The sequence below is a fragment of the Pseudomonas sp. GL_117 genome (assembly GCF_057835125.1).
In genome coordinates, this window is record NZ_CM174418.1 from 58,937 (window position 1) to 78,685 (window position 19,749).

A 19,749-nucleotide genomic window follows, 5' to 3' on the forward strand; every position below is an offset into this window, starting at 1 on the left:
GATCGTTTGCGTAGCAGGAAATCAGGCCGGCTGGTCCAGCGCCAACTCAACCCCCAACTGCCGCGACAGGCACGGCCAGCGTTTCCACGCAGCTTCCGTGTCCGGGCTCTTGAGGGTTTCGCGGTAAGCCTCCACCGACTCCAGCGCAAAGCTTTCTTCGTTGAGCATCTCATCCACCGCCAAATGCACGGCCTCATCCAGGCTGTTGGCAAATTCTTCGCCAATCAGCTGGTGCGCAATCACGTTGGCCACCGTGGTGTCGGCCGGGATCAGCGGCTGGCCGAAATGCTTGATATACAGATCGTTGACTTCTTCCACCAGGCGGTGCGCCAGGTAGGCCTCATCCAGCAGGCCGTCGAGCCCCTCGTGCCCGGCCAGGATCGCCGGCGGTTGCAGGAAGAACTGTTCGGCGATCTTCAGCACCGGCTTGATCTGGCTTTCGATGCCGGCCTCGCGGGCCACGTCATTGGCGGCTTCGAGCAGGTCCGGGACGAGTTCGATGTAGGCTGTGACGAAGCGCGTCATGACAATGTTGCGATCACCGTCGGCCAGGGCGATGGCCGAGTGCAGACGCGGCAATTGGCTTGCCAGTTGTTGGGCCAACTGGCCCGTGCTGGCTTCGTGTTGATGGGCACGGGAAATCTGCTCGCGCAATGCGGCGGTGTTCATGAGGGCTCCAGTGAAACAGGTGTAGGAAAAGGGAGATGACAAGGTAGCTCGTTTATACGAGCACCTCAGACGCATTTGTCATAATTATTTCACGGTTATGCACCTGCGTTATATCGAAACGCCATCGTTCGTCGGATAAACGATTCTGCTCCCGGTTTTATTGGCTCCGCCTGTCCGTTTTTGCTGATTTGCCCCTACACATTGCGGGGTTGCAGACCCTGTCTATACTCGGATTTGTACGCAATTAGCTGATGACGCCAGACTGCATAAGCAGGTGAGGCTAAGCGGTTGTAAGCAGTATGGAAGCCGCTCCCTTCGACGCAGGTGCAAACCGGCGGGATAACAAGAACGATAAGGGGAACCCGCAATGACGCGACATCCACATGTTTGGATGGGCCTTCTGTTGTGGTCGGTATTCGGTCAGGCGCACGCCGCCTGGACAACGAATATGGCGCCAGGGGCGACTGAAGTCAGCCACGCTGTGTTTGACCTGCACATGACCATTTTCTGGATCTGTGTGGTGATCGGCATCATCGTGTTTGGCGCGATGTTCTGGTCGATGATCCTGCACCGGCGCTCTACAGGCCAGGTGGCGGCCAAGTTCCACGAGAGCACGACCGTGGAAATCCTCTGGACCGTGGTGCCCTTGCTGATCCTGATCGCGATGGCCATCCCGGCGACCAAGACCCTGATCAATATCTACGACAGCACCGAGTCGGACATCGATATTCAGGTCACCGGCTACCAGTGGAAGTGGCATTACAAATACCTGGGCCAGGACGTGGAGTTCTTCAGCAACCTGGCCACTCCCGCCGAGCAGATCCACAACAAGGCGACCAAGGGCGAGCATTACCTGCTGGAAGTCGACCAGCCGCTGGTGCTGCCGGTGGGGGCGAAAGTTCGCTTCCTGGTGACCGCCGCCGACGTGATCCATTCCTGGTGGGTGCCGGCCTTCGCGGTCAAGCGCGACGCCATCCCCGGGTTCGTCAACGAGGCCTGGACCCGCATCGAGAAGCCCGGCATCTACCGTGGCCAGTGCGCCGAACTGTGCGGCAAGGACCACGGCTTCATGCCCATCGTGGTCGAGGTCAAATCCAGGGCCGACTACGACACTTGGCTCGGTGAGCGCAAGGAAGAGGCTGCCAAACTCAAGGAGCTGACCTCCAAAGAGTGGACCCTGCAAGAGCTGGTGGCCCGTGGCGACAAGGTCTACCACACCACCTGCGTGGCCTGTCACCAGGCCGAAGGCCAGGGCCTGCCGCCGATGTTCCCGGCGCTCAAGGGCTCGCCAATTGCCGTCGGGCCCAAGGAGGACCACCTGCATCGCGTCTATTTCGGCAAGCCCGGCACCGCCATGGCGGCGTTTGGCAAGCAGCTCTCGGAAGTGGACATCGCCGCCGTGGTCACCTACGAACGCAACGCCTGGGGCAACAACAAAGGCGACATGGTGACGCCCAAGGATGTGCTGGCTCTGAAACAGGCGGAAAGCAAATGACTTCCTTCATTGCATCTGCCCTGAACCACCCCGCCCACTCGTTTGCAGGAGAACGGCCATGAGCACTGTGATCGATGACCATGGTCACGCCGACCACGCCCACGGTCCCGCCAAGGGCCTGATGCGCTGGGTGCTGACCACCAACCACAAAGACATCGGCACCATGTACCTGTGGTTCGCCTTCACCATGTTTTTGCTCGGCGGCTCGTTCGCCATGGTGATCCGTGCCGAGTTGTTCCAGCCCGGCCTGCAGATCGTCGAGCCGGCGTTCTTCAACCAGATGACCACCATGCACGGCCTGATCATGGTGTTCGGCGCGGTGATGCCGGCGTTCGTCGGCCTGGCCAACTGGATGATCCCGCTGATGATCGGCGCGCCCGACATGGCCCTGCCGCGCATGAACAACTTCAGCTTCTGGCTGCTGCCGGCGGCGTTCCTGCTGCTGGTGTCCACCTTGTTCACCCCCGGCGGCGGGCCGAATTTCGGCTGGACCTTCTACGCCCCGCTCTCCACCACCTATGCGCCGGAAAGCGTGACGTTCTTCATCTTTGCCATCCACCTGATGGGCATCAGTTCGATCATGGGCGCGATCAACGTGGTCGCCACCATCCTCAACCTGCGTGCCCCGGGCATGACCTTGATGAAAATGCCGCTGTTCGTCTGGACCTGGCTGATCACCGCGTTCCTGCTGATTGCGGTGATGCCGGTGCTGGCCGGCTGCGTGACCATGATGCTGATGGACATCCACTTCGGCACCAGCTTCTTCAGTGCGGCCGGTGGCGGTGACCCGGTGCTGTTCCAGCATGTGTTCTGGTTCTTCGGCCACCCCGAGGTGTACATCATGATCCTGCCGGCCTTCGGTGCCGTCAGCTCGATCATCCCGACCTTTTCGCGCAAGCCGCTATTCGGCTACACCTCGATGGTCTACGCCACGGCAAGCATCGCGTTCCTGTCGTTTATCGTGTGGGCTCACCACATGTTCGTGGTCGGCATTCCGTTGGTGGGCGAACTGTTCTTCATGTACGCCACACTGCTGATCGCGGTGCCGACGGGGGTGAAGGTGTTCAACTGGGTCAGCACCATGTGGCAGGGCTCGCTGACGTTCGAGACGCCGATGCTGTTTGCCGTGGCCTTCGTGATCCTGTTCACCATCGGCGGTTTCTCCGGGCTGATGCTGGCGATCGCGCCGGCGGACTTCCAGTACCACGACACCTACTTCGTGGTGGCGCACTTCCATTACGTACTGGTACCCGGTGCGATCTTCGGCATCTTCGCTTCCGCCTACTACTGGCTGCCGAAATGGACCGGCCACATGTACGACGAAACCCTGGGCAAGCTGCACTTCTGGCTGTCTTTCGTGGGCATGAACATGGCGTTTTTCCCGATGCACTTCGTCGGGCTGGCCGGCATGCCGCGCCGGGTGCCGGACTACAACCTGCAGTTCGCCGACTTCAACATGGTCTCGTCGATCGGCGCGTTCATGTTTGGCGCCACGCAGATCTTCTTCCTGTTCATTGTGATCAAGTGCATCCGTGGCGGCCCGCCAGCGCCGGCCAAACCGTGGGATGGTGCCGAAGGCCTGGAGTGGAGCGTGCCCTCGCCCGCGCCGTACCACACCTTCACCACGCCGCCGGAGGTCAAATGAGCACTTCGGCCACCCAGCCACCGCAAATCCCCTGTGGGAGCGGGCTTGCTCGCGAAAGTGGTGTATCAGTCGCCACATGCAGTGCCTGGCACACCGCATTCGCGGGCAAGCCCGCTCCCACATTGATCGCGTTCACTTTGGGTGGTCGTTATGGCTGAGTCCGTACCGATCAGGCGGCTGGTGACGCGCCTGTTGATCCTGGTGGTCGCCATGTTCGCCTTCGGCTTCGCCCTGGTGCCGATCTACGACGTGATGTGCAAGGCGTTCGGCATCAACGGCAAGACCGCCGGGCAGTACGAGGGTGAGCAGGTAGTGGACCCCTCGCGGCAGGTGCGGGTGCAGTTCCTGTCGACCAATGCCATCGATATGGTCTGGGAGTTCCACGCCAAGGCGGATGAGGTGGTGGTCAACCCGGGCGCCGTCACCGAGATGCTGTTTGTCGCCTACAACCCCACTGACAAGGCGATGACCGCCCAGGCGGTGCCGAGCATTTCCCCGGCCGAAGCGGCGATGTATTTCCACAAGACCGAGTGTTTTTGCTTCACCCAGCAAGTGCTGCAACCCGGCCAGCGCATCGAAATGCCAGTACGTTTTATCGTCGATCGCGACATGCCCAAGGATGTGAAGCATTTGACCCTGGCGTACACGCTATTTGATATCACTGCGCGCCAACCGCCGGTGGCTGTCCACACCGGGGGCTAGCTACTGTTTGCCCCCTCAATCAGGAGAGCGAATACATGTCGACTCATGATACGTACTACGTACCAGCACAAAGCAAATGGCCGATAATTGCCACGTTTGGCATGTTGGTCACCGTGTACGGCCTGGGTGTGTGGTTCAACGATCTCAAGGCTGCACGCCCGGAATCCCACGGCCCGTGGATCTTTTTCGTCGGCGGTCTACTGCTGGCCTACATGCTGTTCGGCTGGTTCGGGGCGGTGATCAAGGAAAGCCGCGCCGGTTTGTACAGCCCGCAGATGGACCGCTCGTTCCGCTGGGGCATGACCTGGTTCATCTTTTCCGAAGTGATGTTCTTCATCGCGTTCTTCGGTGCGCTGTTTTATGTGCGGCACATGTCGGCGCCCTGGTTGGCGGGCGAAGGTTCAAAGGGCATTGCGCACATGCTGTGGCCGAATTTCGAGTTTGCCTGGCCGTTGCTCAACAACCCTGATCCAAAACTGCATCCCGCGCCCGAGGGCACGATCAGTCCGTGGGGGCTGCCGTTGGTCAACACCATCCTGCTGGTCAGCTCCAGTGTGACCATCACCATCGCCCACCACGCCCTGCGCAAGGGCCATCGCGGCGCGCTGAAAATCTGGCTGGCGCTGACCGTGTTGCTGGGCTGGGCGTTTCTGGGCTTCCAGGCCGAGGAATACATCCACGCCTACAAAGAACTGGGCCTCACGCTGGGCTCTGGGGTGTACGGCGCAACGTTCTTCATGCTCACAGGCTTTCATGGCGCCCACGTGACCATCGGGACGATCATTTTGTTTGTGATGCTGATGCGCATCCTCAAGGGGCACTTCAATGCCGAGCACCAGTTCGGTTTCGAGGCGGCCAGTTGGTATTGGCACTTTGTGGATGTGGTCTGGATCGGGTTGTTTTTCTTTGTCTATGTGCTGTGAAGCGAATTACCACGGCGCGTGAGAAACCAACTGGCCACTGAAGAAGCCCCAGGTGATCAGCGCCAGGGTGATCACGGCCAGCACCACACGCACGGTCAGGGCGGTGACGAGGCGATTGGAGTGGCCCTCGTCCTTGACCAGGAAGAACAGACCACTGAACAGGCTCACGACAGTCGCGATCAGCATCAGGGCAATGGCTGCTTTGAGCATGGTCGGGCTCCTGGGGTTCAAGGGGGAGGCGGGCAATGAAAACAAGTATAGCCAGCGCCAGGAAACGCTTTCATCCAGGGATCGCCCCCACGTTGGTGGTGCTGGTGCTGCTGCCGTTGATGGTGGGATTGGGGTTTTGGCAGCTGTCCCGTGGCCATGAAAAACAGCTGTTGGTGGACAGCTACGTCGAGCGGCGTGCGGCTGAGCCGATCAGCAGCGCGCAGCTGGTGGATATGGCTGATCCGGCTTTCCGCCGCGTGCGCCTGCGCGGCCAATTCGATGCCGAGCACAGCGTGCTGCTCGACAACCGCATGCGTGACGGCAAGGCCGGTGTCGAGCTGTTGCAACCTTTCCACGACAGGGCCAGTGGTCTATGGCTGTTGCTCAATCGTGGCTGGCTGCCCTGGCCGGACCGCCGTACCCCGCCCGCCTTCACCACCCCGGACCAGCCGGTGAACCTTGACGCCTGGGTGTATGTCGCCCCTGGCGAGACCTTCCAACTGCATGCCGACCCCGCGACCGCGCAATGGCCGCGTCTGCTCACCGCCCTGCACCCTGCCGTGTTGTGGGCCGAGTTGGGTCGCAGCGGCTTTGCCTACGAACTGCGTGCAGAAGCCGGCCCTGGTACGTACGACACCTCTTGGGCCGTAGTCGCCATGGGCCCGGAAAAACACCTCGGCTACGCCGTGCAGTGGTTCGCCATGGCGTGCGCACTGCTGGCGCTTTACCTCTATCTCGGCTGGCACAACACAAAGGAGAAGTCCCATGGGAGCGGCCATGAATCCACCAGACATGTCTGAGGCACCGGACCGCCGCAAAGGCCGCTGGCAACTGATCCTGATCTTGATGATGGTGATCGGCCCGATGGCGCTGGCCACTTTCATGTACAAGCTGCAGTTCTGGGTGCCGGACAGTCGCAGCTATCACGGCGAGATGATCGGCAACGGCCAGACTCGCGCCGACATCGGCGTGCAGGCCGATGAACAGCGCTGGCAACTGCTGGTCACCGCCCCCGCTGCCTGCGCTGCTGATTGCCAGCAACTGGTGTACCTGGCGCGCCAGCTGCAAATCAGCCTGGGGCGTGATGCGTCCCGTGCCAGCCATGCCTTGGCCAGTGCGCAACCGGTGAGTGTCGACTACGAAGCCAAGCTGAAAGCCGAATACCCGCAGCTGCAACGCTACCCGCTGGACCTGTCGACCTTTACCAAAGGCGCCGCCGCGCCGGGTGATGCGCAGCTATGGATTGTCGATCCCCACGGCAACCTGGTGTTGCGTTACGACGCCACGGTCAAGGGCAAGGACTTGCTCAACGACCTGCGCCACCTGTTGAAACTGTCGAATATCGGATAAGGGCATCGTCATGGCCAAACCAGGATTTCGCCTCGCGTTGTTTGCCACCCTGCTGGCGCTGATTGTCGTGCTGCTGGGCGCATATACCCGCCTGACCCACGCCGGGCTCGGTTGCCCGGATTGGCCGGGTTGCTACGGTTTTATCAGCGTGCCGCAAAGCGAAACCCAGCTGGCCCATGCCGAGTTGCACTTTCCCGACACGCCGGTCGAGGCGGACAAAGGCTGGAGCGAGATGATCCATCGCTACTTCGCCGGCACCCTGGGGCTGTTGATCGTGGTGTTGGCGGCGCGCTCGTGGAGCCACCGGCGCGATCCGGGCCAGCCGGTGAAACTGCCGCTGTTCCTGCTGGCGGTGGTGTTCGCCCAGGCGGCGTTTGGCATGTGGACGGTCACGTTGAAGCTGTGGCCGCAGGTGGTCACGGGGCATCTGTTGGGTGGGTTTGCCACGTTGAGCCTGTTGTTTCTGCTGACGCTGCGTTTGTCCGGGGTGTTGCCCGCGCTGATCGTGCCCAAGCGCCTGCAATATTGGGCGACGGCCGGGTTGGTGCTGGTGATCGGCCAGATTGCCCTGGGCGGCTGGGTCAGTTCCAACTATGCCGCAGTGGCCTGTATCGATCTGCCGACCTGTCATGGCCAGTGGTGGCCGGCGGCGGATTTTGCCAACGGCTTTCATCTTACCCAGCACATTGGGCCCAACTACCTGGGTGGGCAGTTGGATAGCGAGGCGCGCACGGCGATTCATCTGACTCACCGCATCGGCGCGGTCGTGGTCACCCTGGTGCTGCTGGGCCTGGCCTGGCAACTGCGTGCGGTGGGCATGAGCCGTCTGGCGGGCCTGCTGCTGAGCGCCCTGGGCGCACAAATCTGCCTGGGCCTGAGCAACGTATATTTCCATCTGCCGCTGCCGGTCGCGGTGGCCCATAACGCGGGCGGTGCCGCGCTGTTGCTGAGCCTGGTGCTGGTCAATTATCACGCGCGCACCAGCCTGGTCCGCGTGCGCAACCAGTTGCCGTTCGGCTGGCGTTTCATCCCGCGCAAACATGTCTCGGGCCTCATCACCCTTAAAGGAGAGATGCCATGGCGACCTTGATCGGCGCGCACCGCGGGCGGGCAATCTGGCGTGACTACCTGGAGCTGACCAAGCCGAAAGTGGTGGTGCTGATGCTCATCACCTCGCTGGTGGGGATGTTCCTTGCGACCCGCGCCGGGGTGCCGTGGACGGTGCTGGTATTCGGCAACCTGGGGATCGCCCTGTGTGCGGGCGGTGCGGCGGCGGTCAACCATGTGGTGGACCGGCGTATCGATGCCGTGATGGCGCGCACCCATAAACGGCCGCTGGCAGAGGGGCGTGTGTCGCCCTTGGCGGCGCTGGCCTTTGCATTGTTGCTGGCGGTGGCCGGGTTGGCGCTGTTGCTGGCGTTCACCAACCCACTGGCCGCGTGGCTGACGCTGGCTTCGCTGTTGGGCTACGCCGTGATCTACACCGGTTTTCTCAAGCGTGCGACGCCGCAGAACATTGTGATCGGCGGTCTCGCGGGGGCGGCGCCGCCGTTGCTGGGCTGGGTGGCTGTCACCGGGCATGTCAGCGCCGAGCCGTTGTTGCTGGTGCTGATCATCTTCGCCTGGACCCCGCCGCACTTCTGGGCCCTGGCTATCCATCGCAAGGAGGAGTACGCCAAGGCCGACATTCCCATGCTGCCGGTCACTCACGGCGAGCACTACACCAAGGTGCATATCCTGCTCTACACCTTCGCCCTGCTGGCGGTGAGCCTGATGCCCTACGTCATCCATATGAGCGGCCTGCTGTACCTCGCCTGCGCGCTGGTATTGGGTGGGCGCTTTCTGCATTGGGCCCTGGTGTTGTACCGTGGCGGTCGGCCGCACGCGGCGATCAACACCTTCAAGTACTCTATCTGGTACTTGCTGCTGCTGTTTATCGCCTTGCTCCTAGACCACTACCTATTGTTGAACCTATGACCCGAACTCAAAAAACCGTCTTTATCCTGGTGGCCATCGTCGCGTTGATCATGGGCCTGACCGTTAATAAAGTGCTCAACGGCAAAGGCCAGGGCGACCCTACTGCGCTGATCGATGCTGGCATCATCCTGCTGCCCCAGAGCCGCCAACTGCCGGCGGTGAGCATGACAAACCAGGACGGCCAGCCTGTATCGGTCAATGAGTTGAAGGGCAAGTGGAGCCTGCTGTTCTTCGGTTACACCTTCTGCCCGGACATCTGCCCGACCACCCTGGCCCAACTGCGCCAGATCAAGAGTGAGCTGCCCAAGGAGGCGGTGGACAAGTTGCAGGTGATCCTGGTCAGCGTTGACCCGCACCGCGACACGCCGACCCAGCTCAAGCAATACCTGGGCTACTTCGACCCGCAGTTTGTCGGCCTGACCGGCGCGAATGTGGAGGAGGTGCAGAAGGTGTCGAATGCGGTGAGCATCCCGTTCATTCCGGCGGACACCAGCAAGCCAAACTACACGGTGGATCACAGCGGCAACCTGGCGCTGATCGGGCCGGATGGGATGCAGCGTGGGTTTATCCGGGCACCGTTGAATAATCAGAAGCTGGTGGTGCAGTTGCCGGTGTTGTTGCAGCGCAACTAAGTCGTACGCAGATCTGGCTAGCAATACATAGCAAATGTGGGAGCGGGCTTGCTCGCGAATGCAGTGGGTCAGTCAATATCGTCATCGACTGCTACACCGCATTCGCGAGCAAGCCCGCTCCCACATTTGTTTGATCTCCGGTGTCTGGGAGATCGGGTTGGATCAGAACGCCGGCTTGATCGCGCCTTTGTACTTCTCTTCGATGAATTTCTTCACTTCAGGCGTGTGCAGTGCTGCGACCAGCTTCTTCACTGCATCCGAATCCTTGTTGTCTTCGCGGGTCACCAGGATGTTCACGTAAGGCGAGTCGCTGCCTTCGATGACCAGTGCGTCCTTGGACGGGTCCAGCTTGGCTTCCAGGGCGTAGTTGGTGTTGATCAGCGCCAGGTCGACCTGGGTCAGCACGCGCGGCAGGGTGGCGGCTTCCAGTTCGCGGAACTTCAGGTGTTTCGGGTTGGCGGTGATGTCCTTGATGGTCGACAGGATGTTGTTCGGCTCCTTCAAGGTGATCAGGTCGTGCTTGGCCAGCAGCAACAGCGCGCGGCCGCCGTTGGTGGCGTCGTTCGGGATTACCACGTTGGCGCCGTCAGGCAGCTCGGCCAGGGTCTTGTACTTGCTGGAGTACGCGCCCAGGGGTTCCAGGTGCACGGCGCCGACGCTCACCAGGTGAGTGCCCTTGGTTTTGTTGAATTCGTCCAGGTACGGCTGGTGCTGGAAGAAGTTGGCGTCCAGGCGCTTTTCAGCCACCTGTACGTTGGGCTGCACGTAGTCGGTGAAGACCTTGACCTGCAAGTCCACGCCTTCTTTGGCCAGGGCAGGTTTCACGAATTCGAGGATTTGCGCGTGCGGCACCGGCGAGGCGGCGACCTTGATGGTCTCGGCGTGGGCGGAAAACGCGGCGACCGCAGCGAAAGCAACCAGTAGTTTTTTCATCCAGCAAGCTCCTTGTTCGGGCATCTGCCGACTGATAGTCGGCAATGGCCGTTATTTTCGAGAGTAATGTGTCACCAGCTTGTCGCCGATGGTCTGCAGAATTTGTACAAGCACAATCAACATCACCACGGTGACGACCATGACGTCGTCCTGGAAGCGCTGGTAACCATAGCGTATCGCCAGGTCCCCGAGCCCGCCGGCGCCCACTACGCCAGCCATGGCGGTATAGCCCACCAGGGCGATAGCGGTCACGGTGATTGCGGCAATGATGCCTGGCTTCGCCTCTGGCAGAAGCGCCTTGGTGATGATCTGGCGAGTGGTGGCGCCCATGGCTTGGGTCGCCTCGATGATGCCGCGATCGACTTCGCGCAAAGCGGTTTCCACCAGTCTTGCGAAGAATGTCGAAGCGCCGACCACCAGCGGTGGAATCGCGCCGGCTACACCCAGCGAGGTGCCAGTAATGAAGATCGTCGTCGGAATCATCACAATCAGCAGGATGATAAATGGCAGCGAGCGTATGGCGTTGACCACGAAGGCCAGCACGCCATAGGTGGTTTTCTGCTCCAGCAACTGGCGGGGGCTGAACAGGAACAGCAGGATGCCCAGCGGCAGGCCTACCACTACGGTGAAGAACAGCGAAGTGCTGAGCATCAGCATGGTGTCGCCTGTGGCGACCCAGATGTCGGCCCAGTCAACGTTGTCGAAATAATGCAGTAATACGTCCATTAGCGCAGAACCTCCATGTGGACATCCGCCGCAACAAAGCGCGCGAATGCCGCTTCCATGTCGCCGCCGGTAATGGCCAGAGTCAGTTGCCCGTAGGGGATGTCTTTGATGCGGTCGATACGACCGGCGAGGATGCTGTAGTCCACACCCGTTTCGCGGGCGACGGTGCCCAGCAGCGGCGCGTAGGTCGCATCGCCCTGGAACGTCAGGCGCACGATGCGGCCTGGGACGTGGGCGAAGTCGTCGCGTTGCTCGTTTTCGTCGACCTGCTCGGACTCTTGCACGAAGCGTTTGGTGGTCGGGTGCTTGGGATGCAGGAACACATCGGCCACCGTGCCTTGCTCGACGATCACGCCGGCATCCATCACGGCCACCTGGTCGCAGACGCGGCGGATCACGTCCATTTCATGGGTGATCAGCACGATGGTCAGCTTCAGCTCGCGGTTGATCTCGGCCAGCAGTTGCAGGACCGAAGCGGTGGTCTGCGGGTCGAGGGCGCTGGTGGCTTCGTCGCACAACAGGATCTTGGGCTTGGTCGCCAGGGCGCGGGCGATGCCGACGCGCTGCTTCTGGCCGCCGGACAACTGCGCGGGGTACTTCTTGGCGTGGTCCGACAGGCCGACACGGGCGAGCAGTTCGGCGACGCGCAGGTCGATGTCCTTGCGCGACAATTCGCCGGCCAGGGTCAGCGGCAGCGCCACGTTGTCGGCGACGGTCTTGGATGCAAGCAGGTTGAAGTGTTGGAAGATCATCCCGACCTGCTGGCGGAAACGGCGCAGGCCGTTGGCGTCCAGCGCGGTGACTTCTTCACCATCAACCGTGATCTGACCGCCGCTGGGTTGTTCCAGGCGGTTGATCAGACGCAGAAGGGTACTTTTTCCCGCACCGGAGTGGCCGATCAGGCCAAACACCTGGCCGTTTTCGACACGCAGGCTGGTGGGGTGCAGCGCGGGGATCTCCCTACCGGCGACGCGGTAGGTTTTATGGACGTTTTGAAACTCGATCACGTAGCGAACCTTGTGGGGCGCATGAAATAGGGATCAGCGGTTAGCCGGGCGCGCATTTTAGCCTGTCCGTCCAGCGTTTCTTAGCATTTATTTCGCAATCAACCAGTGATTTGGCAATAACGCGATCAAAGGTCATAAAAAAGGAACGGCCCAAAACCTCATCAGTCACTACTTAGGTAACGCGACTTCCCGGGTGCCGTGCCTGGGTCTGAATAAGGAGTTTTGACTGATGAGTACGAAAAAGCCCCAGAGCGAACTCGCCGGAACCGACACCCTGGACCGCAAGAACACCAACGCCAAACTAGAGGCTTTGGAAACGTTCCGCTCCGACGCCACCGGCCAAGCGCTGCGTACCAACCAGGGCGTGAAGATTTCGGACAACCAGAACAGCCTGAAGGTCGGCGCGCGCGGGCCTTCGTTGCTCGAAGACTTCATCATGCGGGAAAAGATCACGCATTTTGACCATGAGCGCATCCCCGAACGCATCGTGCATGCGCGTGGTACCGGCGCCCATGGCTATTTCCAGACCTATGAAAACCATTCGGCACTGACCAAGGCCGGTTTCCTACGCGACCCTGGCCATAAAACCCCGGTATTCCTGCGCTTTTCCACGGTGCAGGGCCCGCGCGGCTCCGGCGACACGGTTCGCGATGTGCGCGGCTTTGCCGTCAAGTTCTTCACCGAGGAAGGCAACTTCGACTTGGTGGGCAATAACATGCCGGTGTTTTTCATCCAGGATGCGATCAAGTTTCCCGACTTTGTCCACGCCGTGAAGCCCGAGCCCCATAACGAGATTCCTACAGGTGGTTCGGCTCACGATACGTTCTGGGACTTTGTGTCGCTGCAGCCGGAGTCGGCGCACATGGTGATTTGGGCAATGTCCGACCGGGCGATCCCAAAAAGCCTGCGGGCCATGCAGGGCTTTGGTGTACATACCTTTCGCTTTATCAACGCGCAGGGGCAGTCCAACTTCGTTAAGTTCCACTGGCGGCCTACGGCCGGCACCTGCTCGTTGGTGTGGGACGAAGCGCAAAAGCTCGCCGGTAAAGATACCGACTACCACCGTCGCGATCTCTGGGAAGCCATTGAGATGGGCGATTATCCCGAGTGGGAGCTGGGCGTGCAGGTGATTCCCGAGGATAAGGAGCATGCGTTCGATTTCGACATTCTCGATCCGACCAAGCTGATCCCCGAAGAGTTGGTGCCGATTACTCCGCTGGGCAAAATGGTGCTGAACCGTAACCCGGACAACTTCTTTGCCGAGGTCGAGCAGGTTGCCTTCTGCCCAGGCCATATCGTGCCGGGGATCGACTTCTCCAATGATCCGCTGCTGCAGGGGCGCCTGTTTTCCTACACCGATACTCAGATCAGCCGTCTGGGTGGCCCGAATTTTCATGAGTTACCCATCAATCGCCCGGTAACGCCGCTGCATAACGGCCAGCGTGATGCCATGCACCGGACCACCATCGATAAGGGGCGTGCGGCGTACGAGCCCAACTCCATTGATGGCGGCTGGCCCAAGGAAACCCCGCCTGCGGCGCAGGACGGTGGTTTCGAGTCTTATCACGAGCGCATCGATGCCCATAAGGTGCGTGAGCGCAGTGAGTCGTTTGGCGATCATTTTTCTCAGGCGCGCCTGTTTTTCCGCAGCATGAGCAAGCATGAGCAGGAACACATCATTTCGGCCTACAGCTTTGAGCTGGGTAAGGTGGAGCGTGAATTCATTCGTGTGCGCCAGGTGAATGAGATCCTCGCCAATATCGACCTGGAACTGGCCAAGCGTGTGGCGCAGAACCTTGGCTTGCAGGTGCCGAAAACAGGTACGGTGCCGGAGCGCAAGACTTCGTTGTCACGCTCGCCGGCCTTGAGCCAGGCGAACCTGCTGTCGGGTGACATCAAAACGCGCAAAGTGGCGATCCTGGCGGCGGACGGTGTGGACGGCGCGGCAATTGCGGCGCTGCAAAAAGTGCTGAAGGAGGAAGGTGCCCATGCCAAGTTGCTCGGGCCGACCTCGGCGCCGGTGACCACGGCGGATGGCAAGAGCCTTGCGGTGGACGCATCCATGGAGGGCTTGCCGTCGGTGGCCTTTGACGCGGTGTTTGTGCCGGGCGGCGCCAAATCGGTGAAAGCCCTGAGCGAAGACGGCGTGGCGCTGCATTACCTGTTGGAGGCTTATAAGCACTTGAAGGCGATTGCAGTGGTGGGTGAGGCCAAGCAGTTGCTGGAGTTGTTGAAGCTGGAGGTGGATGCGGGATTGATCGTGGGTGGCGATGCCAAGGCGTTGAAGGCTTTTGTCGCCGCGATTGCGCAGCATCGGGTGTGGGATCGGGAGCCGAAGGCTAAGGCGATTCCGGCCTAAGTCATCTGTTGTTGGTTGGATAGCTATCGCGGGCAAGCCCGCTCCCACATTTTGACTTGTGGATACATTCAAGTGTGGGGGCGGGCTTGCTCGCGATTGCTTTATTCCGTCTTGCGCGGAATCAACACAACCTGCGCCGGGATCTTCTTCAGGATCTGCCGGTGGATTTTCAGGTCATACGCCGAATCCATGCGTTTGACCCGCTTGGTCAGCAGCTTGGCCAGCCAAGGGTAATCCTGGGTGCGCGGCACCTGGAGGCTCACGTCGCACTGATAATTCACCACGTCGGTGGCGATGGCATCGAGCTGATGACGCAACGCCTGGATGTCCGTGAGGTTCAGCGCCACGGTGGTGCTCTCGGCCGCCGGGTCGATGACCTTGGCCTGGGGCTTGGCTTCGGCGGCTTTCAGCGCGGCTTCGGCTTTATCCAGCTCGGCCTTGCGGGCGTGGCTGATGGCGCTGTTCACGCCGCCGGTCAGCGCCGGGGCCTTGGGCATCAGTGCGCGGGCGCGGCTGAGGGCAGTGGCGGCGGCGTTGACGTCACCTTTTTGCAGCACGATCTGGCTGCGCTGCAGGTAGGCTTCGGCCAATTGCCGCTGGTAGGGCTCCAGCGCCGGGTCGTTGGGCGACTGCGCTTGCAGCGCCGCAAGCTGGTCTTCGGCGGTGGCCAGCTCACTGCTGGCGAGGTTTTTCTCCAGCTGCGCGATGGCCGCAGCGCGAGCGTCCGGGGCCTCGGGGGCGGCGGGCGGCGTGCTTTGACAGGCGCCCAGCAGCAAGGAAAATGCGGCAAGGAGCAGATAACGGGAGGTGAACGGCTTCATTCCTGCGACTCTCTATTTGCGCAAAAAGCGAGCAAGTCTACACCCCTCGACGGGGCAGGACAAAACTCAGCAGAAACAGCGCGGCGGCCGTGACCACAATTGACGGCCCGGCCGGCGTGTCCTTGAACCAGGACAACGCCAGGCCCCCGCATACCGCTAGCATCCCCAGCAAGCTGGCGCCAATCGCCATCTGCTCCGGTGAACGGGCATGGCGCTGGGCGGCGGCGGCGGGAATGATCAGCAGCGATGTGATCAACAATACGCCGACAATCTTCATCGCGACAGCAATCACCACCGCGATCAACAACATCAGGGTCATGCGCAGGGCCGGCACGGGCAAACCTTCCACCGTGGCCAACTCTTCATGCACGGTGATCGCCAGCAGCGGCCGCCACAGGGCCAGCAGCAACACCAACACGGCCGCGCTGCCGCCGAGGATCCAGCCCAGGTCGGTGGTGCTGATGGCCAGCAGGTCGCCGAACAGGTAGGCCATCAGGTCGATGCGCACTTCGTGCATGAAACTCAGCACCACCAGCCCCAAGGACAAGGTGCTGGGCGCGAGGATGCCGAGCAGGGTGTCGGACGCCAGCGGCTGGCGCTGTTGCAGGGTCACCAGCAGCACCGCCAGCAGCAGGCAGCCGACGGTGACTGCAATGGTCGGGCTGACATCCAGCAGGAAGCCCATGGCCACGCCCAGGAGCGCGGCGTGGGACAACGTGTCGCCAAAATAGGCCATGCGCCGCCAGACGACGAACGAGCCCAGCGGGCCCGCCACCAACGCCAAAGCCAAGCCTGCCAGCAGGGCGTAGAGCAGAAAATCAGCCATGCTTGCAGCTATCTCCATGAACGTGGGTGTGAGGTGTCGCGGGGTCGTCGACGACTTCGCCATGTAAATCGTGGGCGTGGTCGTGATGGTGATGGTAGATCGCCAGGCTTTGCGCGTTCTTGCCGAACAGCTCGACGAACGCCGGGTCGCCGCTGACTTGTTCCGGGTGGCCGGAGCAGCACACGTGGCGATTGAGGCATACCACCTGATCGGTGGTGCTCATCACCAGGTGCAGGTCGTGGGAAACCATCAGCACGCCGCAGCCATGGCGGTCGCGCAGCCGGGTGATCAGGCTGTACAGCTCGGCCTGGCCGGCGACGTCCACACCTTGTACCGGTTCATCCAGCACCAGCAGTTCCGGTTCGCGCAACAGGGCGCGGGCCAGCAGCACGCGCTGCATTTCGCCGCCGGAGATGCTTTGTACCGGGCTGTCGATCACCTGCTCGGCGCCGACCTCCTTGAGCGCGGCCTGGGCGCGAGCGCGGTCGACACCGGGCACCAGGCGCAGGAAGCGCAGCACAGACAGTGGCAGCGTCGGGTCGACGTGCAGTTTTTGCGGCATATAGCCGACACGCAGCTTGGGCTTGCGCCACACGCTGCCCGTGTCGGGCTTGAGCAGGCCGAGCACGGCGCGTACCAGGGTGGTCTTGCCGGCGCCGTTGGGGCCGATCAGAGTGACGATCTGCCCCGGTTCGACGCTCAGTGCGATGTTGTCCAGCACGTTTTGCCCGGCGAACGTGACACCGACCTGTTCCAGGCGGATTAACGCATTGCTCATCAAGCCCCCTGGCAGCCCGAGCACAGGCCGACGACTTCGACCGTTTGCCCTTCGACTTTGAAGCCTACGTCGGCAGAGCTCTTGATGATGGCGTCGCTGATGCTTTTTTGCTCAAGCTCGATGGCGGCGTGGCATTCGCGGCAGATCAGGAACTGGCCCTGGTGCGCGTGTTCCGGGTGGTTGCAGCCGACAAACGCGTTGAGCGAAGCGATGCGGTGCACCAGGCCGTTTTCCAGCAGGAAATCCAGCGCGCGGTACACGGTTGGCGGCGCGGCGCGGCGGCCGTCCTGCTCGCTGAGCACGCCAAGAATGTCATAGGCGCCCAGCGGCTTGTGGCTCTGCCACACCAGTTCCAGCACGCGGCGACGCAGGGCGGTCAGGCGCAAACCCTTCTGCGCACACAGGGTGTCGGCTTCCGACAGCGCGGTGTGTACGCAGTGAGAGTGGTCGTGGGGACGGCTGGCAAGCGGTGTTATAGGCATGAGCGGCGACAGATATTTGATAGAGACGTTATTATGTTACCCGTTCCTACGCCATTGAGTGGTCATCGTGTCCCGACTTTTTCCTGTTTTTGTCGTATTCATCACCAGTTTGTTTATCGCGGGTGCCGCCCAGGCCGAGGTCAAAGTGCTGACCAGCATCAAGCCGCTGCAGTTGATCGCCGCCGCTGTGCAGGACGGCGTGGCGGTTCCGGAGGTGTTGTTGCCGCCGGGGGCGTCGCCGCATAACTACGCGCTGCGTCCATCCGACGTACGGCGCGTGCAGTCGGTGGATCTGCTGTATTGGATCGGACCGGATATGGAGAGCTTCCTGCCTCGCGTGCTCAAAGGTCGTACAGCGCCGACGGTTGCGGTGCAGGATCTTCCAGGCATGAAATTGCGTCGTTTCGCCGAAGATAGCCACTCCCACGCCGATGAAGCCGACGAACACGACCATGATCACCGTCCAGGCAGCCTGGATGCGCACTTGTGGCTGTCCACCGTGAATGCGCGTGTGATTGCTGCACGAATGGCGTCGGACCTGGCGGCTGCCGACCCGGCGAATGCGGCGCGTTACCAGAGCAACGTCAAGGCCTTCAATGAGCGTCTGGATGCGTTGGATGCACGTTTGAAAGCGCGTCTGGCGTCGATTGGCGACAAGCCTTACTTCGTTTTCCATGAGGCCTTCGATTACTTCGAAGATGCCTACGGGCTCAAGCACACCGGCGTGTTCAGCGTTGCCGCCGAAGTACAACCCGGCGCCCAGCACGTAGCGGCGATGCGTACGCGTCTGCAGGAAGTGGGCAAGACCTGCGTGTTCAGTGAGCCGCCGTTGCGTCCGCGGTTGGCGGAAACGCTGGTGACTGGCCTGCCAGTGAAGTTGGCGGAGTTGGATGCGTTGGGTGGGTACACGCCGGCTACGGCTCAGGGGTATGAGCAGGTGCTGGAGAAGTTGGGGAATGATCTGGCGGGTTGCCTGGAGTCGCTCTGACAGTCAACACAAGGCCCATGTGGGAGATTCTATGGTGGAGGGCAATATCTCCACCAGGGGATGGCAGTGCCTGGGCGATCTCCAGCCGAACACTCACTATCCATCAACACCAATCAACTGTGGGAGCGGGCTTGCCCGCGAAGGCGGTGTTTCAGTACCAGATGTACTGGCTGACACACCGCCTTCGCGAGCAAACCCGCTCCCACATTTTTTTGACCGAGTTGAGCCCTTAGAGGGCGAACGGCAGTTGTATCGTGACCTGCTGGCGTTGCGCCAGGCGGTGTTCGAACTCCGCCGGGTCATGAATCAACACATCCTGACCCGCAAACGACTCAGCCGCGATCAGGCGTGACAGCCAGAACCGCACGCATGCCACTCGCAGCATCGTCGGCCACAATTCGGCTTCCTTCGCCGTGAATGGCCGCAGCCCCGCGTAGGCACCCAGCAGTGCACGGGCGCGTTGTCCATCAATCACGCCGTCCTCGTCCGAACACCAGTCGTTCAAGGCGATCGCCACGTCGTACAGCATCGGGCCGGAGCAGGCGTTGTAGAAGTCGATCAGGCCTGTCAGATGCGTGCCTTCGAACATGGCGTTATCGCGAAACAGGTCCGCATGAATGTTCGCGCGCGGCAGGGCGAGGATCTGCGCCTTGTGGGCTTCGATCTCGTCCAGTGCGTCTTGCAGCAGGCGCTGCGGTGCTGCTTCCAGGTGTGAAATAAGTTGCGCACCTTCACTGAGCATCCAATCCAGGCCGCGATCGGTTTTACGCTCCAGTACTTTGTCGCCCTGGGTGGCCAGGTGCAGATGGCCGAGCAGGTCGCCGACCTGGGCGCAATGTTGCGCGTTGGCGTCCTTGATGTGCTTGCCGGCCAGGCGCGGTTGCAACAGCGCCGGTTTGCCTTTCAGCTCGTGCAGGGCCACGCCGTCGGTGGTGCGCAGGGCGTAAGGTACGGGCAGGTCGGCGTCGTGGAGCACGTCGAGCAGTTCGATGAAGAACGGCATTTCGGCGACGGGGCCACGTTCAACCAGGGTCAGGACGAACTCGCCCTGTTCCAGGCTGATAAAGAAGTTGGTGTTTTCGCTACCGGCGGCAATTCCCTGGAAATCAAGCAGGCGGCCGAGCCCGTAAGGGGCGAGAAAGGTTTCCAGCTCGGGCCGAGCCAGGGGGGTGAACACAGACATGGTTAAAACTGCCAGTACGGGCGCCGCGGTGCGCGGCGCCAAT

At 61.4% G+C, this 19,749-nt stretch carries 21 protein-coding genes; 11 read left to right on the top strand and 10 right to left on the bottom strand.

The window, feature by feature from the left end; translation table 11 throughout:
- Positions 1 to 21 precede the first annotated feature (21 nt).
- Positions 22 to 669 (bottom strand): hypothetical protein, encoded by a 648-nt coding sequence (locus AC3ISR_RS00285; RefSeq protein WP_192298183.1) that lies wholly within the window; start codon positions 667 to 669, stop codon positions 22 to 24.
- Positions 670 to 1,036: 367 nt separating this feature from the next.
- On the opposite strand from AC3ISR_RS00285, the gene coxB reads away from it, so the two are divergent.
- The 4 genes from coxB (at position 1,037) to AC3ISR_RS00305 (ending at position 5,434) form a co-directional block, all read left to right on the top strand.
- A complete protein-coding gene (coxB, locus tag AC3ISR_RS00290) occupies positions 1,037 to 2,164 on the top strand; it encodes a cytochrome c oxidase subunit II (RefSeq protein ID WP_192298184.1) in 1,128 nt (375 codons plus the stop codon).
- A gap of 58 nt (positions 2,165 to 2,222) precedes the next feature.
- Positions 2,223 to 3,809, top strand: coding sequence for a cytochrome c oxidase subunit I (ctaD, locus tag AC3ISR_RS00295; protein ID WP_017734710.1), 1,587 nt, complete (start codon positions 2,223 to 2,225; stop codon positions 3,807 to 3,809).
- 150 nt (positions 3,810 to 3,959) lie between these two features.
- Positions 3,960 to 4,511 carry a cytochrome c oxidase assembly protein gene (locus tag AC3ISR_RS00300; protein WP_192298185.1) on the top strand — a complete coding sequence of 184 codons (552 nt, stop codon included), beginning with the start codon at positions 3,960 to 3,962 and terminating at the stop codon, positions 4,509 to 4,511.
- A 35-nt stretch (positions 4,512 to 4,546) separates the two neighbouring features.
- Entirely contained in the window at positions 4,547 to 5,434 is an 888-nt protein-coding gene (locus AC3ISR_RS00305) for a cytochrome c oxidase subunit 3 (protein ID WP_192298186.1), read from the top strand.
- 6 nt (positions 5,435 to 5,440) lie between these two features.
- Here AC3ISR_RS00305 and AC3ISR_RS00310 read toward each other — a convergent pair whose 3' ends face one another.
- Positions 5,441 to 5,644, bottom strand: coding sequence for a twin transmembrane helix small protein (locus AC3ISR_RS00310; protein ID WP_017528731.1), 204 nt, complete (start codon positions 5,642 to 5,644; stop codon positions 5,441 to 5,443).
- Positions 5,645 to 5,679: 35 nt separating this feature from the next.
- Between AC3ISR_RS00310 and AC3ISR_RS00315 the strand changes: the two genes are divergently transcribed.
- From AC3ISR_RS00315 to AC3ISR_RS00335, 5 genes are read left to right on the top strand one after another with little or no spacing between them, the layout of a single operon-like run.
- The gene (locus tag AC3ISR_RS00315) at positions 5,680 to 6,444 is read left to right on the top strand and encodes an SURF1 family protein (protein ID WP_192298187.1); all 765 of its coding nucleotides are present in this window, start codon (positions 5,680 to 5,682) and stop codon (positions 6,442 to 6,444) included.
- Complete coding sequence (locus AC3ISR_RS00320; protein ID WP_192298188.1) at positions 6,410 to 6,994, top strand: hypothetical protein; 585 nt, start codon at positions 6,410 to 6,412, stop codon at positions 6,992 to 6,994. Before AC3ISR_RS00315 ends, AC3ISR_RS00320 begins: the two co-directional genes overlap by 35 nt.
- A 10-nt stretch (positions 6,995 to 7,004) precedes the next feature.
- Positions 7,005 to 8,084, top strand: a complete 1,080-nt coding sequence (locus AC3ISR_RS00325; RefSeq protein WP_192298189.1) for a COX15/CtaA family protein — start codon at positions 7,005 to 7,007, stop codon at positions 8,082 to 8,084.
- The gene (gene cyoE, locus AC3ISR_RS00330) at positions 8,072 to 8,971 is read left to right on the top strand and encodes a heme o synthase (RefSeq protein WP_192298190.1); all 900 of its coding nucleotides are present in this window, start codon (positions 8,072 to 8,074) and stop codon (positions 8,969 to 8,971) included. The genes AC3ISR_RS00325 and cyoE overlap by 13 nt, the downstream gene beginning before the upstream one ends.
- On the top strand, positions 8,968 to 9,603 hold the full coding sequence (locus tag AC3ISR_RS00335; RefSeq protein ID WP_192298191.1) for an SCO family protein: 636 nt from the start codon (positions 8,968 to 8,970) through the stop codon (positions 9,601 to 9,603). Before cyoE ends, AC3ISR_RS00335 begins: the two co-directional genes overlap by 4 nt.
- A 162-nt stretch (positions 9,604 to 9,765) precedes the next feature.
- Here the strand turns inward: AC3ISR_RS00335 and AC3ISR_RS00340 are convergent, their stop codons facing one another.
- The 3 genes from AC3ISR_RS00340 to AC3ISR_RS00350 are packed head-to-tail and all read right to left on the bottom strand — an operon-like array spanning position 9,766 to position 12,269.
- Entirely contained in the window at positions 9,766 to 10,536 is a 771-nt protein-coding gene (locus AC3ISR_RS00340) for a MetQ/NlpA family ABC transporter substrate-binding protein (RefSeq protein ID WP_192298192.1), read from the bottom strand.
- A gap of 51 nt (positions 10,537 to 10,587) precedes the next feature.
- Positions 10,588 to 11,262, bottom strand: coding sequence for a methionine ABC transporter permease (locus tag AC3ISR_RS00345; protein ID WP_192298193.1), 675 nt, complete (start codon positions 11,260 to 11,262; stop codon positions 10,588 to 10,590).
- Complete coding sequence (locus AC3ISR_RS00350; RefSeq protein WP_192298194.1) at positions 11,262 to 12,269, bottom strand: methionine ABC transporter ATP-binding protein; 1,008 nt, start codon at positions 12,267 to 12,269, stop codon at positions 11,262 to 11,264. The genes AC3ISR_RS00345 and AC3ISR_RS00350 overlap by 1 nt, the downstream gene beginning before the upstream one ends.
- Positions 12,270 to 12,498: 229 nt before the next feature.
- Between AC3ISR_RS00350 and katE the strand changes: the two genes are divergently transcribed.
- Positions 12,499 to 14,628, top strand: a complete 2,130-nt coding sequence (katE, locus tag AC3ISR_RS00355) for a catalase HPII (RefSeq protein WP_463984041.1) — start codon at positions 12,499 to 12,501, stop codon at positions 14,626 to 14,628.
- Positions 14,629 to 14,729: 101 nt separating this feature from the next.
- Here the strand turns inward: katE and AC3ISR_RS00360 are convergent, their stop codons facing one another.
- The 4 genes from AC3ISR_RS00360 to AC3ISR_RS00375 are packed head-to-tail and all read right to left on the bottom strand — an operon-like array spanning position 14,730 to position 17,535.
- Positions 14,730 to 15,449: a PA5502 family lipoprotein gene (locus tag AC3ISR_RS00360; protein ID WP_463984042.1), complete on the bottom strand. Its 720-nt coding sequence runs from the start codon at positions 15,447 to 15,449 to the stop codon at positions 14,730 to 14,732.
- 37 nt (positions 15,450 to 15,486) lie between these two features.
- A complete protein-coding gene (gene znuB / locus AC3ISR_RS00365; RefSeq protein ID WP_192298197.1) occupies positions 15,487 to 16,275 on the bottom strand; it encodes a zinc ABC transporter permease subunit ZnuB in 789 nt (262 codons plus the stop codon).
- Complete coding sequence (gene znuC / locus AC3ISR_RS00370) at positions 16,268 to 17,053, bottom strand: zinc ABC transporter ATP-binding protein ZnuC (RefSeq protein ID WP_192298198.1); 786 nt, start codon at positions 17,051 to 17,053, stop codon at positions 16,268 to 16,270. Before znuC ends, znuB begins: the two co-directional genes overlap by 8 nt.
- Positions 17,053 to 17,535 (bottom strand): Fur family transcriptional regulator, encoded by a 483-nt coding sequence (locus tag AC3ISR_RS00375; protein ID WP_192298199.1) that lies wholly within the window; start codon positions 17,533 to 17,535, stop codon positions 17,053 to 17,055. The genes znuC and AC3ISR_RS00375 overlap by 1 nt, the downstream gene beginning before the upstream one ends.
- Positions 17,536 to 17,593: 58 nt before the next feature.
- On the opposite strand from AC3ISR_RS00375, the gene AC3ISR_RS00380 reads away from it, so the two are divergent.
- Complete coding sequence (locus AC3ISR_RS00380; RefSeq protein WP_192298200.1) at positions 17,594 to 18,523, top strand: zinc ABC transporter substrate-binding protein; 930 nt, start codon at positions 17,594 to 17,596, stop codon at positions 18,521 to 18,523.
- A 229-nt stretch (positions 18,524 to 18,752) separates the two neighbouring features.
- On the opposite strand, the gene AC3ISR_RS00385 is transcribed toward AC3ISR_RS00380, so the two are convergent.
- On the bottom strand, positions 18,753 to 19,706 hold the full coding sequence (locus tag AC3ISR_RS00385) for a homoserine kinase (RefSeq protein ID WP_192298201.1): 954 nt from the start codon (positions 19,704 to 19,706) through the stop codon (positions 18,753 to 18,755).
- Positions 19,707 to 19,749 lie beyond the last annotated feature (43 nt).

Coding starts and splice junctions, on each gene's coding strand:
- AC3ISR_RS00325 (WP_192298189.1), top strand. CDS start 7,005: ATGGCCAAACCAGGATTTCGCCTCGCGTTGTTTGCCACCCTGCTGGCG.
- AC3ISR_RS00335 (WP_192298191.1), top strand. CDS start 8,968: ATGACCCGAACTCAAAAAACCGTCTTTATCCTGGTGGCCATCGTCGCG.
- AC3ISR_RS00340 (WP_192298192.1), bottom strand. CDS start 10,536: ATGAAAAAACTACTGGTTGCTTTCGCTGCGGTCGCCGCGTTTTCCGCC.
- ctaD (WP_017734710.1), top strand. CDS start 2,223: ATGAGCACTGTGATCGATGACCATGGTCACGCCGACCACGCCCACGGT.
- znuC (WP_192298198.1), bottom strand. CDS start 17,053: ATGAGCAATGCGTTAATCCGCCTGGAACAGGTCGGTGTCACGTTCGCC.
- AC3ISR_RS00285 (WP_192298183.1), bottom strand. CDS start 669: ATGAACACCGCCGCATTGCGCGAGCAGATTTCCCGTGCCCATCAACAC.
- AC3ISR_RS00315 (WP_192298187.1), top strand. CDS start 5,680: ATGAAAACAAGTATAGCCAGCGCCAGGAAACGCTTTCATCCAGGGATC.
- znuB (WP_192298197.1), bottom strand. CDS start 16,275: ATGGCTGATTTTCTGCTCTACGCCCTGCTGGCAGGCTTGGCTTTGGCG.
- coxB (WP_192298184.1), top strand. CDS start 1,037: ATGACGCGACATCCACATGTTTGGATGGGCCTTCTGTTGTGGTCGGTA.
- cyoE (WP_192298190.1), top strand. CDS start 8,072: ATGGCGACCTTGATCGGCGCGCACCGCGGGCGGGCAATCTGGCGTGAC.
- AC3ISR_RS00320 (WP_192298188.1), top strand. CDS start 6,410: ATGGGAGCGGCCATGAATCCACCAGACATGTCTGAGGCACCGGACCGC.
- katE (WP_463984041.1), top strand. CDS start 12,499: ATGAGTACGAAAAAGCCCCAGAGCGAACTCGCCGGAACCGACACCCTG.
- AC3ISR_RS00360 (WP_463984042.1), bottom strand. CDS start 15,449: ATGAAGCCGTTCACCTCCCGTTATCTGCTCCTTGCCGCATTTTCCTTG.
- AC3ISR_RS00310 (WP_017528731.1), bottom strand. CDS start 5,644: ATGCTCAAAGCAGCCATTGCCCTGATGCTGATCGCGACTGTCGTGAGC.
- AC3ISR_RS00345 (WP_192298193.1), bottom strand. CDS start 11,262: ATGGACGTATTACTGCATTATTTCGACAACGTTGACTGGGCCGACATC.
- AC3ISR_RS00305 (WP_192298186.1), top strand. CDS start 4,547: ATGTCGACTCATGATACGTACTACGTACCAGCACAAAGCAAATGGCCG.
- AC3ISR_RS00375 (WP_192298199.1), bottom strand. CDS start 17,535: ATGCCTATAACACCGCTTGCCAGCCGTCCCCACGACCACTCTCACTGC.
- AC3ISR_RS00300 (WP_192298185.1), top strand. CDS start 3,960: ATGGCTGAGTCCGTACCGATCAGGCGGCTGGTGACGCGCCTGTTGATC.
- AC3ISR_RS00385 (WP_192298201.1), bottom strand. CDS start 19,706: ATGTCTGTGTTCACCCCCCTGGCTCGGCCCGAGCTGGAAACCTTTCTC.